Source organism: Streptomyces roseus, from assembly GCF_001044425.1.
Taxonomy (GTDB): domain Bacteria; phylum Actinomycetota; class Actinomycetes; order Streptomycetales; family Streptomycetaceae; genus Streptomyces; species Streptomyces roseus.
Genome location: NZ_LFML01000053.1, coordinates 60,186 through 73,917 on the forward strand (window position 1 = coordinate 60,186; position 13,732 = coordinate 73,917).

The window sequence follows — 13,732 nt, forward strand, 5'->3', positions numbered from 1 at the left end:
CCCATACAGGCCGGTCGCCTGTTCCCCCGGGGAATGCCCATGGGGAAGAGGCGGCCGGCCTTCTCGTCCCCTGAGAGAGGTGTGTGCCGCATGACCAGCACCGTTCCCGCGTCCGTCGCCCGTACGGCCGACGGGCATGCCCTCCAGGCGGTGCTGCTGGACATGGACGGCACCCTCGTCGACACCGAGGGATTCTGGTGGGAGGTCGAGGTCGACGTCTTCGGCGAGCTCGGCCACCGCCTGGAGGAGGCCTGGCGCGACGTCGTCGTCGGCGGGCCGATGACGCGCTCCGCCGCCTTCCTCATCGAGTCCACCGGCGCCGCCATCACCCTTTCGGAGCTGAGCGTCCTGCTCAACGAGCGCTTCGAGGCACGGATCGCCGACCAGGTGCCGATGATGCCCGGCGCCGAGCGGCTGCTGGCCGAGCTGGCCCGGCACAACGTGCCCACCGCCCTCGTCTCCGCCTCGCACCGCCGCGTCATCGACCGGGTACTGCGCTCCCTGGGCCCCGAGCGGTTCGCGCTCAGCGTGGCCGGCGACGAGGTGGCCCGTACGAAGCCGCACCCCGACCCCTACCTGCTCGCCGCCGCCGCCCTCGGCGCCCACCCCTCGCGCTGCGCCGTCATCGAGGACACCGCGACCGGCGTGGCCGCCGCCGAGGCGGCCGGCTGCCGGGTCGTGGCCGTGCCCTCCGTCGGCGTCATCCCGCCCGCCCCGGGCCGCACGATCGTCCGCTCGCTGGAGGAAGTGGACCTTCCGTTCCTGCGCTCCCTCATCACTCCGCTGAACTGATCGCATACGCTCAGTGCCGAACGGAATCACGGTGTGACCGAGGTCCCACGGAAGGATCTTCCGTTCCATGGCCTGGAGGCTGAAATTCCATCCTTTCCGTGGCAGTTGAGTCGGGTGACCTTTGTCACCCGCCAACCCTCCGACGGACCGGTCCAGAGGCCGGGAAACCTGCCCTTGTGTCCGGATTGATCAGCTCCTGACCGAATCTGAGGCGACCGGCACATAAACAGCCAGTCCGCGCCCATCACCGTGCGATTACGCCCCAAGTCCTGCCAGTTCAAGCCATCCCCTCCCAGACCACTAATGTCGACGCGGGCACTACGCCGCACCTCTGCTGTCCCGGACACACACCCATGTGCCGGACCCGCGTGGACCGATCGTCACAACACCGGCCCGATCGTTCCGCCCTGAACGGGCGACCGCCGCGAAGTGCCCTTTACGCCGCTTTGAGCAAGTGCCGGTCAAGGGAGTACTTCCAGCATGAACCGCAAGACCCTGGTGCTGACGGCCGCGGCCGGACTGCTCACCCCCACGCTCGCCGCCTGCGGCAGCACGAGCGGAGGCGCAGCGGGATCCGGAGTGATCGTCGTCGGCACCACCGACCGGTTCGAGGCGGCCGAATACGCTCCCGCACCGTTCGACCCCGCCTACGCGTACGACGCCGGCGCCTGGAACGTCCTGCGGCAGACCGTCCAGACGCTCATGCACAGCCCCCGCGGCGGCGGCCAGCCCGTCCCCGAAGCGGCCTCCGACTGCCGCTTCACCGACGCCGGCAACGAGAGCTACCGCTGCACCCTGCGCCCCGGCCTCAAGTTCGCGAGCGGCGAGCCCCTCACGGCCAAGGACGTCAAGTACTCCATCGACCGCGTCCTCGCCATCAAGGACGAGAACGGCCCCTCCTCGCTGCTCTCCACCCTCGACACCGTCGAGGCGAAGTCCGCCGACACCGTCGTCTTCCACCTGAAGACCCCGGACGCGACCTTCCCCTACAAACTCTCCACCCCCGCCACCGGCATCGTCAGCGAGAAGAACTACGACGCCAAGAAGCTCCGCGACGGCTTCGCCGTCGACGGCTCCGGCCCCTACACGATGAAGGCCGAAGTCAAGGACAACCACCTCGTCCGCGCCGTCTTCACCAAGAACCCGAACTACAAGGGCGACTTGAAGCTGCAGAACGACAAGGTCGAACTGCGCACCTTCGACGACTCCGCCGCCATGGGCAAGGCCCTCACCGCCGGAACCGTCCACATGGTCTCCCGCACCCTGTCGCCCGCCCAGATCACCGAGTTCGCCGCGAAGCCGCCCAAGGGCGTCAAGCTCGTCCCGATGCCCGGCCTGGAAATCCGCTACATCGGCTTCAACACCGACGCCCCCGGCGTCAAGGACAAGGCCGTACGCCAGGCCCTCGCCGCCGCCGTCAACCGCAACGCGATCATCGACAAGGTCTACGGCAAGGCCGCCCAGCCGCTGTACTCCCTGGTCCCCTCCTCGGTCCCCGGCCACGTCAACGCCTTCTTCAACAAGTACGGCGAGGCCAACACCGCCAAGGCCGCCGACCTGCTGAAGAGCGCCGGAATCAAGACCCCCGTCAAGCTGACGCTGAACTACACCACGGACCACTACGGCGACGGCACCGCCACCGAGTTCGAAACCCTCAAGAACCAGCTGAACTCGACCCAGCTCTTCGACATCACCGTCCAGGGCTCCGACTGGTCCGACTTCCGGCCCGCGCAGAAGAAGGGCGACTACGCCGCCTACGGGCTCGGCTGGTTCCCCGACTACCCGGACGCCGACAACTTCCTCGCCCCCTTCCTGGAGCAGGACAACTTCCTGGGCACGCCGTACGCCAACACCGCGGTGCGCACCAAGCTCATCCCCGACTCCCGGCGCGCGGTCGACCGCAACGTCGCCGCCCCCGCGATCACGGAGATGCAGGACATCGTCGCCGAGGACGTGCCCGTCCTGCCCCTGTGGCAGGGCAAGCAGTACGTCGCCGCACGCGACGGGATCACCGGAGTGGAGTGGTCGGTCAACGCCATCTCCGACCTCCAGCTGTGGGAACTCGGCCGGGGCGTCAGCGGCTGACACCGGCAGTACCGGCAGAACCGGCGGCGGGTGTCGCAGGCCGGCGGAAAAACGAAACAGTTCGACTGACTGTGAAGGACGTTCGCGTGATGAGACGTAACCAGTGGCTTGCGGCCCCGCTCGGCGCGGCCACCGCCGCCGCACTGCTCAGCGGTTGCGGTTCGACCGGCAGCCCCACCGCCGACGGCGGCGGCAAGGGCGTGGTCATGGGCATATCCGACCGGGTACGGTCCACCGACCCCGCCTCCGGCTACGACGCCGGCTCCTGGCTGCTCTTCAACAACGTCTTCCAGTCCCTGCTGGCCTTCCCCAAGGGCGGCGGCACCACCCCCGAACCCGACGCCGCACAGAGCTGCAACTTCGAGGGCGGCGACAGCAAGCTCTACAAGTGCGTCCTGCGCACCGGCCTGAAGTTCAGCAACGGCCACCCGCTCACCTCCAAGGACGTCAAGTACTCCTTCGAGCGCACCCTGAAGATCAACGACGACAACGGCCCCGCCGTCATGCTCGCCTCGATCGCCGGCATCGACACCCCCGACGACAAGACCGTCGTCTTCCGCCTCAAGACCTCCGACGCCACCTTCCCCAGCAAGATCGCCTCGGGCGCCGGCTCCATCGTCGACCACAGCGAGTACCCCGCCGACAAGCTGCGCACCGACAACAAGGCCGTCGGCTCCGGCGTCTACAAGCTCGACTCCTTCAACGACAAGAGCGCCGCCTTCTCCGTCAACGAGAACTACAGCGGCAAGGCCAAGGCCAAGAACACCGGAGTCACCCTCAAGTTCTTCAACGGCGACCAGGCCGGCCTGAAGAAGGTCCTGGAAGGCGGCGACGTCGACTTCGCCTTCCGCGGCCTCGCCGCCAAGGACATCGCCGCCCTGTCCTCCACCAAGACCGGAGACCACAAGGTCGAGGTCGTCCAGGGCACCGGCGCCGAAGTCGAGCACCTCGTCTTCAACATGAACGACCCCGTCGCCGGAAAGCTCCCCATCCGCAAGGCCATCGCCTACCTCGTCGACCGCGAAGCGATCGTCAAGGAGGTCTACGACGGCACCACGACCGCCCTCTACTCGATCGTCCCGGCAGGCATCGCCTCCCACAACACCGCCTTCTTCGACCGCTACGGCGGCACCCCGCAGCCGAAGAAGGCCGAAGCCGTCCTGCGCGCCGCCGGCATCAAGGACAAGGTGAAGATCACCCTGTACTCGACGACGACCCGCAACGGCCCCTCCACCGACCAGCAGTTCCAGCTCATCGCCAAGCAGCTCAACGAGAGCGGACTCTTCGAGGCCGACGTCAAGTCGGTGGAGTTCACGCAGTACCAGAAGGACATCCAGGACGGCAAGTACGGCGTGTACGTCAAGGGCTGGGTCCCCGACTACCCCGACGCCGACAGCTTCACCCAGCCGTTCTTCGGCCCGGACAACGTCGTCCACAACAACTACGACAACAAGGAGATCAGCGGGACCATCATCCCGTCGACCTCCGCGAAGTCCGACCGCACCGCGGCCAACACCGACTACAACCGCCTCCAGGACCTCGTCGCCGACGACATCCCGCTGCTCCCGCTCTGGCAGAGCAAGCAGTACGCCGTCACCCGCCAGAACGTGACCGGCCTCCAGTGGTCCCTGGACGCCTCCACCGTCTTCCGCTTCTGGGAGATCAGCAAGGGCTGACCCGACCCGGTACGGCGAAGGGGCCGGCGGCCGCGCAACGCGGCCACCGGCCCCTTCCGGCATCCTCGGCCTAGCCCCCGGCCCCCGGCCGCACCAGACCACTCTCGTACGCGTACACCGCCGCCTGGACCCGGTCGCGCAGACCCAGCTTCGTCAGCACGTGCCCCACATGCGTCTTCACCGTCGTCTCGCTGACGAACAGGTCCGCCGCGATCTCCGCGTTCGACAGGCCGCGCGCCACCAGCTTCAGCACCTCGACCTCCCGCTCCGTCAGCGTCCCCAGCGTGTCCGGCACGCTCTCCTCACCCGACGGCAGATGACCCGCGTACTTGTCCAGCAGCCGCCGCGTGATGCTCGGCGCCAGCATCGCCTCGCCGCCCGCCACCACCCGGATCGCCTGCACCAGCTCCACGGCCGGCGCGTCCTTCAGCAGGAACCCGCTCGCCCCCGCCCGCAGCGCCTCCACCACGTACTCGTCCAGATCGAACGTGGTCAGCACGAGCACCTTCGCCGGACCGTCCCGGCCCGGACCCGTGATCTGCCGGGTCGCCTCCACCCCGTCCATCCGGGGCATCCGGATGTCCATCAGCACCACGTCGGGCTGCAGCGCCCGCACCTGCTCCAAGGCCTGCAGACCGTCCCCGGCCTCGCCCACGACCGCCAAGTCCTGTTCGGCCTCCAGGATCATCCGGAAACCGGTGCGCAGCAGCGGCTGGTCGTCGACCAGTAGGACGCGGATCGCCACGGTGAGGTACCTCGTATTCGTACGGCGACATCGACGGACGCCGCCCATTCTGCCCTGACCGGCCCCTCAGGACTCCCCGGACCCGGACCCGGCAACGGGCTCAGCCCCGGAACCGGACCCGGCCCCGGAACCGGAATCGGGCCCCGCCCCGGGCCTCGGCACGATCACCAGCGGATACACCGGGGGAGTCCCGCCGAACTCCGGACACACCGCCCGGTGATCGCACCAGCCGCACAGCTTCGTCGGCCGCGGCCGCCACTCACCCGTCTCCGTCGCCTCCCTGATCGCCTCCCACAGCGCCAGCAGCTTGCGCTCCACCCGCTCCAGATCCGCGACCACCGGGTCGTACGTCAACACGTCCCCACTGCCCAGATACACCAGCTGCAACCGACGCGGCACGACCTGCTTCAGCCGCCACACCACCAGCGCGTAGAACTTCATCTGGAACAGCGCACCCTCCGCGTACTCCGGCCGCGGCGCCTTGCCCGTCTTGTAGTCGACGATCCGCACCTCACCCGACGCGGCCACATCCACCCGGTCGATGATCCCGCGCAGCCGCAGCCCCGACTCCAGCTCCGTCTCCACGAAGAACTCCCGCTCCACCGGCTCCAGCCGCGTCGGGTCCTCCAGCGTGAACCACCGCTCCACCAGCGCCTCGGCCTCCGACAGCCACCGCGCCAGCCCCGCCCCCTCATCCGCCTCCGGGAACAGCTCCACCAGCTCCGGCTTCGACTCCAGCAACCGGTTCCACTGCCCCGGAATCAGCGCCTTCGCCCGCGGCGCCGTCCGCTCCACCGCCGGATGATCGAAAAGCCGCTCCAGCACCGCGTGCACCAGCGTGCCCCGCGTCGCCGCCGCACTCGGCTTCTCCGGCAGCTTGTCGATCACCCGGAACCGGTACAGCAGCGGGCACTGCATGAAATCGCTCGCCCGCGAAGGGGAGAGCGAGGAAGGCGCCACAGCGCGCGGCGCTGCGACCGCATCGGCTGTACCGGGAACCGGACCGGGACTCGTCGTCATGGACAAAACCCTACGACCCGCCGCCGACGGCACGCGCATACCATCGACGCCGACCCCCATCGCACTGCATGATCAGAGCATCACACCGCGCCACCACACCCCCCACCCCGCACCGAACGTGCACCTGCACCACACTGAGAGAACCGCCGGCCGCAACCCCGCCGGACAGCACCGAACGAAGGACAGCCGTGGCAGACACCGACGAAACCGGCGAGCGCGCGCACAAGCGCTCCGGACCGGGCGGCGGCATCCTCATGGGCCGCCCCTTCGGCGTGCCCGTCTACGTCTCGCCCAGCTGGTTCCTCGTCGCCGCCCTCATCACCTGGGTCTTCGGCGACCAGCTCGACCGCGTCCTGCCCGACCTCGGCCCCGCCCGCTACCTCGTCTCCCTCTTCTTCGCCGTCGCCTTCTACGCCTCCGTCCTCGTCCACGAACTCGCCCACACCGTCGCCGCACTCCGCTTCAAACTCCCCGTGCGCCGCATCCAGCTCCAGTTCTTCGGCGGAGTCTCCGAGATCGAGAAGGAATCCGAGACCCCCGGCCGCGAATTCGTCCTCGCCTTCGTCGGCCCCCTCCTCTCCCTCCTCCTCGCCGGCGCCTTCTACCTCGGCATGGAACTCGTCGACCCGGCCACCGTCCCCGGCGTCCTCCTCGCCGGCCTGATGATCTCCAACCTGCTCGTCGCCGCCTTCAACCTGCTCCCCGGCCTCCCCCTCGACGGCGGCCGCATGCTCCGCGCCCTCATCTGGGGCATCACCGGCAAACCCATGACCGGCACCGTCGCCGCCGCCTGGGTCGGCCGCGCCCTCGCCGTCACCGTCCTCATCGGACTCCCGATGATCACCCACACCGGCATTCTCGGCGCCGGCACCGGCGCCAACGAGTCGACCGGCATGAACACCGTCATGGACGCCCTGCTCGCCGCGATCCTCGCCGCCATCATCTGGACCGGCGCCGGCAACAGCCTGCGCATGGCCCGCCTGCGCGAACACCTCCCCGAACTACGCGCCCGCACCCTCACCCGGCGCGCCGTCCCCGTGGAGAACGCCACCCCCCTCTCCGAGGCCCTGCGCCGCGCCAACGCCCACGGCGCCCGCGCCATCGTCGTCGTCGACGCCCACGGCGACCCGCTCTCCCTCGTCCGCGAGAGCGCCATCGCCTCCGTCCCCGAACACCGCCGCCCCTGGATCGCCGTCAGCACCCTCGCCCAGGACCTCACCGACGGAATGAAGGTCTCCGCCGAACTCTCCGGCGAGGCACTCCTCGACCACCTCCGCGCCACCCCCGCCACCGAATACCTCGTCCTCGAACCCACCGGCGAGATCTACGGCGTCCTGTCCACCCTCGACGTCGAGAAGGCCTTCGTGAAGGCCATGGCACGGCCCCAGTCCTGAAGCCAATACACTGGTCACATGTCCGAACCGACCGGTGCCGCCCGCCGACGCGGGCCCTTCGAGGTCGGGGACCAGGTTCAGCTCACCGACCCCAAGGGCCGCCACTACACGTTCACGCTCGAAGCAGGGAAGAATTTCCACACCCACAAGGGTTCCTTCCCGCACGACGAGCTGATCGGCTCCCCCGAAGGAAGCGTCGTCCGTACCACGGGCAACGTCGCCTACCTCGCGCTGCGTCCCCTGCTCCCCGACTATGTCCTGTCCATGCCCCGCGGCGCCGCCGTGGTCTACCCCAAGGACGCCGGCCAGATCCTGGCCTTCGCCGACATCTTCCCCGGCGCCCGCGTCGTGGAAGCGGGAGTGGGCTCCGGCTCCCTCAGCAGCTTCCTGCTGCGCGCCATCGGCGACCAGGGCATGCTCCACAGCTACGAGCGCCGCGCGGACTTCGCCGAGATCGCCACCGCCAACGTCGAGCGCTACTTCGGCGGACCCCACCCCGCGTGGCAGCTCACCGTCGGCGACCTCCAGGACAACCTGTCCGACACCGACGTCGACCGCGTGATCCTCGACATGCTCGCTCCCTGGGAGTGCCTGGAGGCCGTCTCCAAGGCACTGGTCCCCGGCGGCATCCTCTGCTGCTACGTGGCCACCACCACCCAGCTCTCCAAGACCGTCGAGTCCATCCGCGAGATCGGCTGCTTCGCCGAGCCGCAGCCCTGGGAATCGATGATCCGCAACTGGCACGTGGAAGGCCTCGCCGTCCGCCCCGACCACCGGATGATCGGCCACACCGGCTTCCTCGTCACCGCCCGCCGCCTCGCCGACGGCGTCGAGCCGCCCATGCGTCGCCGCCGCCCCGCCAAGGGCGCCTACGGCGAGGACTACGACGGACCCGGCAGCGACCGCTCCGCCTAGACCCCGGCGAGGCCCCCCGGCCCACCCAACACCAAGGCGCTGTGGCGCAGTTCCCCGCACCATCCGGGAACTGCGCCACAGCGCCTTTTCGTTGTCCCACCAGCCACCCCCCCCCATACCGGCCCCAGCCGACACGGACCCGGCCGTTCCACCCCGGTGTGAGGTGTGGCACGATGCTGGCTCCCCGTCATCCCCCGCACAGGAGACACCCCGCGTGCCGCACCGCCCCGCAGAGCTGACGCCGACGCCGGAACTCCTGTCCCACCACGGCGCCGGGCCGCTCCACTGGCTCGCCACGGCCACCGCCATGGCCGCCGTCGTGGCCCTCGCGGGACTCCTCCAGCCGGACGCCTCCGCCACCGGCCGCGCAGCCGCCCCGACCGGCACCACCGCAGCCCCCGCGAGCGGCCCGCAGGCCACCGCCCCCGACCCGGCGGCCGTCACCTACCCGCTGGACTGCAAAGGGCTCCCCACGGCCGTCACGGCCACCGCACAGGGCGACCTCGACGGCGACCGCCGCCCCGAGACCGTCGCCGCCGTACGCTGCGACGCAGGATCCGGCACCCCGCCCCACGCGATCTACGTCCTCGCCCAGGACAGGACCCCCGGCGCGACCCCGAGGATCGTCGCGACCCTCCTGGAGGCCGGGAAACGACAAACCGCCGCCGACCTCACGATCAGCGACGGAGTCGTCACCGCCAGCCTCCTGGGTTATTCCTCACCCCAGGTGCCCCGCTACAGCCCCGACGTGAAACAGCTCGCCAAGTGGCGCTGGACCGGCGGAAAATTCCGCCAGGAGCTGACGAACTCAGACGCCGGGAGTGTTTGAACCCTCACTCCGCGTCCGGACCGAACACCTCGACCCTGTCCGAAACGCGCCTTACGTGGATGCAGTCACCCGGGCACTCCTTCGCCGAGTCCACCACGTCCTGCAACAGCGTCAGAGGAACCGGAGTCGTCGCCCCCGCCTCCACCAGAAGCTCGTCCTCAGGGCTCTTCACATACGCCAGACCATCGATGTCCAGCTCGAACACCTCCGGCGCGTACTGCACACAGATGCCGTCACCGGTGCACAGGTCCTGGTCGATCCAGACCTCGAGCGGCTCGCCGGCCTGCCCGGCACCACCCGTGGGAGCCTCCTGCTGCACGGTCATATCTCCTGCCGTTCCCTGCGCTCAGTGATCCGTTTCCGCCACGAGCCGCGGCAAGTCGCGCGGGCCCTGACGGGTGTTGAACACTTCGACCTTACAACCGGCCGCTTTCCGATGTTGATGGGTGGGTATTTCCTTGGCGTGAGGGAGTACGCAAGGGTGAAGATCGGACACACCTCTACCGTCTTTGTGATCTAGGGGTTTCAATCACCACCAGCCCAGGTAGGGTCAGGAAGCGTCCAGCTCCCCTTGGAGGAGGTGAGGACCGTGGCAGCCCACGACGACGACATCAACCGCGGCATCCGGCCGGGGCGAGGGTCTGAGGACCCCGCCGGCCAGGTTGCCTATCTCGAGCAGGAAATCGCCGTCCTGCGACGAAAGCTCGCCGACTCTCCGCGACACACGAGGATTCTCGAAGAGCGGATCGTCGAGCTCCAGACAAACCTGGCCGGCGTCTCCGCGCAAAACGAGCGACTGGCAAATACGCTCCGTGAGGCCCGCGACCAGATCATCGCGCTCAAAGAGGAAGTCGACCGGCTCGCGCAGCCGCCGGCCGGCTTCGGCGTCTTCCTTCAGGCCAACGAAGACGGCACCGTCGACATCTTCACCGGCGGCCGAAAGCTCCGCGTGAACGTCAGCCCCAGCGTCGAACCGGAAGACCTCCGGCGCGGCCAGGAGGTCATGCTCAACGAGGCCCTCAACGTGGTCGAGGCCATGGAGTTCGAGCGGGCCGGGGACATCGTCACCCTCAAGGAGATCCTCGAGGACGGCGAGCGCGCCCTGGTGGTCGGGCACACCGACGAGGAGAGGGTGGTGAGGCTCGCCGAGCCGCTCCTGGACATCACCATCCGCCCCGGCGACGCCCTCCTGCTCGAACCCCGCTCCGGCTACGTCTACGAGGTCGTCCCCAAGAGCGAGGTCGAGGACCTGGTCCTCGAAGAGGTCCCCGACATCGACTACGACAAGATCGGCGGCCTGGGCGACCAGATCGAACTGATCCGCGACGCGGTCGAGCTCCCGTACCTCTACCCCGACCTCTTCAAGGAACACGAACTGCGGCCCCCGAAGGGCATCCTGCTCTACGGCCCCCCCGGCTGCGGCAAGACGCTCATCGCCAAGGCAGTGGCCAACTCCCTTGCCAAGAAGGTCGCCGAAGTGACCGGACAGGCCCAGGGCAAGTCCTACTTCCTGAACATCAAGGGCCCCGAACTCCTCAACAAGTACGTCGGCGAGACAGAGCGGCACATCCGCCTCGTCTTCCAGCGTGCCCGCGAGAAGGCCAGCGAGGGCACCCCCGTCATCGTCTTCTTCGACGAGATGGAATCCCTCTTCCGCACCCGCGGATCCGGCGTCAGCTCGGACGTGGAGAACACCATCGTCCCCCAGCTGCTCGCCGAGATCGACGGCGTGGAAGGCCTGGAGAACGTCATCGTCATCGGCGCCTCCAACCGCGAGGACATGATCGACCCGGCCATCCTGCGCCCCGGCCGGCTCGACGTGAAGATCAAGATCGAGCGCCCCGACGCCGAAGCGGCGAAGGACATCTTCGCCAAGTACCTCAAGGCCTCGCTGCCGCTCCACACCGACGACCTCACCGAGCACTCCGGCTCGCCCGAGGTCGCCGTCCACAGCATGATCCAGACCGTCGTCGAGCAGATGTACGCCGAAACCGAGGAGAACCGCTTCCTCGAGGTCACGTACGCCAACGGCGACAAGGAAGTCCTCTACTTCAAGGACTTCAACTCCGGCGCCATGATCCAGAACATCGTGGACCGGGCCAAGAAGATGGCGATCAAGGCCTTCCTCGAACACAACCAGAAGGGCCTGCGGGTGGCACACCTGCTCCAGGCCTGCGTGGACGAGTTCAAGGAGAACGAAGACCTGCCCAACACCACCAACCCCGACGACTGGGCCCGCATCTCCGGCAAGAAGGGCGAGCGGATCGTATTCATCCGCACACTCGTCACCGGAAAGCAGGGCGCGGACACCGGACGCTCCATCGACACGGTGGCGAACACCGGTCAGTACCTCTGATCGAACAGGGCGGCTGCGGGTGCCCTGCCCGGGCACCCGCAGCCGACTGCTTTACCGACTGCTTTCAGCCGGTGACGGAGTGAAGTCAATGACTGAAATGATCTCCCCACCGGCGCGGAGTGGTTCTAGGCTCTTCCGTACCGCCGGTCGCGCAGTGCGGGGACGGGCACCGCACACGCACCGGAGCACCAGCGGTACTTGAGCGCCGCTCCCGAACGGGAGCGCCGCCGGGCAAGGAGGGCCGCATGACCGTACGGCGAGTAATGGGAATCGAGACGGAGTACGGGATCTCCGTCCCGGGGCACCCGAACGCCAATGCCATGCTCACCTCGTCCCAGATCGTCAACGCCTACGCGGCGGCGATGCACCGGGCGCGCCGCGCCCGCTGGGACTTCGAGGAGGAGAACCCGCTGCGGGACGCCCGCGGCTTCGACCTCGCCCGCGAGGCCGCAGACAACAGCCAGCTGACCGACGAGGACATCGGCCTCGCCAACGTCATCCTCACCAACGGCGCACGGCTCTACGTCGACCACGCGCACCCCGAATACAGCTCCCCGGAGATCACCAACCCGCTCGACGCCGTCCTCTGGGACAAGGCCGGGGAGCGGATCATGGCCGAGGCCGCCGTACGGGCCGCCCAGCTCCCCGGCGCCCAGCCCATCCACCTCTACAAGAACAACACCGACAACAAGGGCGCCTCCTACGGCACGCACGAGAACTACCTGATGAAGCGGGAGACCCCCTTCTCGGAGATCGTGCGCCACCTGACCCCCTTCTTCGTCTCCCGCCAGGTGGTCACCGGCGCCGGACGCGTGGGGATCGGTCAGGACGGCCGCGAGCACGGCTTCCAGATCAGCCAGCGCGCGGACTACTTCGAGGTCGAGGTCGGCCTGGAGACCACGCTCAAGCGGCCCATCATCAACACGCGCGACGAGCCGCACTCGGACGCCGAGAAGTACCGCCGCCTGCACGTGATCATCGGCGACGCCAACCTCTCCGAGATCTCCACGTACCTCAAGCTCGGCACCACGGCGCTCGTCCTCTCCATGATCGAGGACTCCTTCATCAACGTCGACCTGGCCGTGGACCAGCCCGTCCGGACCCTGCACCAGGTCTCACACGACCCCGATCTGCAACACCTGATCACGCTGCGCAGCGGGCGCACCCTGACCGCCGTACAACTCCAGATGGAGTACTTCGAGCTGGCCAGGAAGTACGTGGACGAGCGTTTCGGCTCGGACGCGGACGAGCAGACCAAGGACGTCCTGGTCCGCTGGGAGGACGTGCTGGGCCGGCTGGAGAGCGACCCGATGAGCCTGTCGGGGGAGCTGGACTGGATCGCCAAGCGAGAGATCCTGGAGGGCTACCGCAGGCGCGACGGACTCGGCTGGGACGCCGCCCGGCTGCACCTGGTGGACCTCCAGTACGCGGACGTACGGCCCGAGAAGGGGCTGTACAACCGCCTGGTGGCCCGCGGCAAGATGAAGCGGCTGGTGGAGGAGGCCGCGGTGGAGCGGGCCCAGGGCAAGCCGCCGGAGGACACCCGGGCCTACTTCCGGGGCCGGTGCCTGGAGCAGTACGCGGACGACGTGGCCGCGGCCTCGTGGGACTCGGTGATCTTCGACCTCCCGGGCCGCGACTCCCTCCAGCGGGTCCCGACCCTGGAACCCCTGCGGGGTACCCGCAAGCACGTGAAGGAGCTCCTGGACCGCTGCCGCACGGCGGAGGACCTGGTGCGGGTACTCAGCGGGAACTGAGGGCTGAAAAGCCTCCGGTCAGGGAATCATGAAAGCAGCCGCATGTTGTGAAAGTGCGGGGACGGATGTCGGACCCTCCTTGTAGGGTCCGGCATAGGGTCTGATCTTGAGAGATCCCGATCCCGGGGTCTCTCGACATGAGCGTGCGAACCGAGCGGGGTGA

At 68.5% G+C, this 13,732-nt stretch carries 11 protein-coding genes; 8 read left to right on the forward strand and 3 right to left on the reverse strand.

Annotated features, from left to right (window positions below):
- Positions 1-90 precede the first annotated feature (90 nt).
- From ACS04_RS14230 to ACS04_RS14240, 3 genes are all read left to right on the forward strand, one after another.
- A complete protein-coding gene (locus ACS04_RS14230) occupies positions 91-792 on the forward strand; it encodes an HAD family hydrolase (protein ID WP_048476948.1) in 702 nt (233 codons plus the stop codon).
- Between the two features lie 480 nt (positions 793-1,272).
- The gene (locus tag ACS04_RS14235) at positions 1,273-2,877 is read left to right on the forward strand and encodes an ABC transporter substrate-binding protein (RefSeq protein ID WP_048476949.1); all 1,605 of its coding nucleotides are present in this window, start codon (positions 1,273-1,275) and stop codon (positions 2,875-2,877) included.
- 89 nt (positions 2,878-2,966) lie between these two features.
- Positions 2,967-4,553, forward strand: a complete 1,587-nt coding sequence (locus tag ACS04_RS14240) for an ABC transporter substrate-binding protein (RefSeq protein WP_048476950.1) — start codon at positions 2,967-2,969, stop codon at positions 4,551-4,553.
- 70 nt (positions 4,554-4,623) lie between these two features.
- On the opposite strand, the gene ACS04_RS14245 is transcribed toward ACS04_RS14240, so the two are convergent.
- Both ACS04_RS14245 and ACS04_RS14250 read right to left on the reverse strand, forming a co-directional pair.
- Complete coding sequence (locus tag ACS04_RS14245) at positions 4,624-5,298, reverse strand: response regulator (protein ID WP_048476951.1); 675 nt, start codon at positions 5,296-5,298, stop codon at positions 4,624-4,626.
- 66 nt (positions 5,299-5,364) lie between these two features.
- Positions 5,365-6,318, reverse strand: coding sequence for a RecB family exonuclease (locus ACS04_RS14250; protein WP_048477015.1), 954 nt, complete (start codon positions 6,316-6,318; stop codon positions 5,365-5,367).
- Between ACS04_RS14250 and ACS04_RS14255 the strand changes: the two genes are divergently transcribed.
- From ACS04_RS14255 to ACS04_RS14265, 3 genes are all read left to right on the forward strand, one after another.
- Positions 6,270-7,712 (forward strand): site-2 protease family protein, encoded by a 1,443-nt coding sequence (locus tag ACS04_RS14255; protein ID WP_245236391.1) that lies wholly within the window; start codon positions 6,270-6,272, stop codon positions 7,710-7,712. The genes ACS04_RS14250 and ACS04_RS14255 overlap by 49 nt on opposite strands.
- Positions 7,713-7,730: 18 nt before the next feature.
- Positions 7,731-8,627, forward strand: coding sequence for a tRNA (adenine-N1)-methyltransferase (locus ACS04_RS14260; RefSeq protein WP_030157179.1), 897 nt, complete (start codon positions 7,731-7,733; stop codon positions 8,625-8,627).
- 214 nt (positions 8,628-8,841) lie between these two features.
- Positions 8,842-9,456 carry a hypothetical protein gene (locus ACS04_RS14265; protein ID WP_048476953.1) on the forward strand — a complete coding sequence of 205 codons (615 nt, stop codon included), beginning with the start codon at positions 8,842-8,844 and terminating at the stop codon, positions 9,454-9,456.
- A gap of 4 nt (positions 9,457-9,460) precedes the next feature.
- Here ACS04_RS14265 and ACS04_RS14270 read toward each other — a convergent pair whose 3' ends face one another.
- Positions 9,461-9,781, reverse strand: a complete 321-nt coding sequence (locus ACS04_RS14270) for a ferredoxin (RefSeq protein ID WP_030157182.1) — start codon at positions 9,779-9,781, stop codon at positions 9,461-9,463.
- Between the two features lie 264 nt (positions 9,782-10,045).
- On the opposite strand from ACS04_RS14270, the gene arc reads away from it, so the two are divergent.
- Complete coding sequence (gene arc / locus ACS04_RS14275; RefSeq protein ID WP_048477016.1) at positions 10,046-11,812, forward strand: proteasome ATPase; 1,767 nt, start codon at positions 10,046-10,048, stop codon at positions 11,810-11,812.
- A gap of 245 nt (positions 11,813-12,057) precedes the next feature.
- Positions 12,058-13,569, forward strand: coding sequence for a depupylase/deamidase Dop (dop, locus tag ACS04_RS14280; RefSeq protein ID WP_048476954.1), 1,512 nt, complete (start codon positions 12,058-12,060; stop codon positions 13,567-13,569).
- The last annotated feature ends 163 nt before the right edge of the window (positions 13,570-13,732 follow it).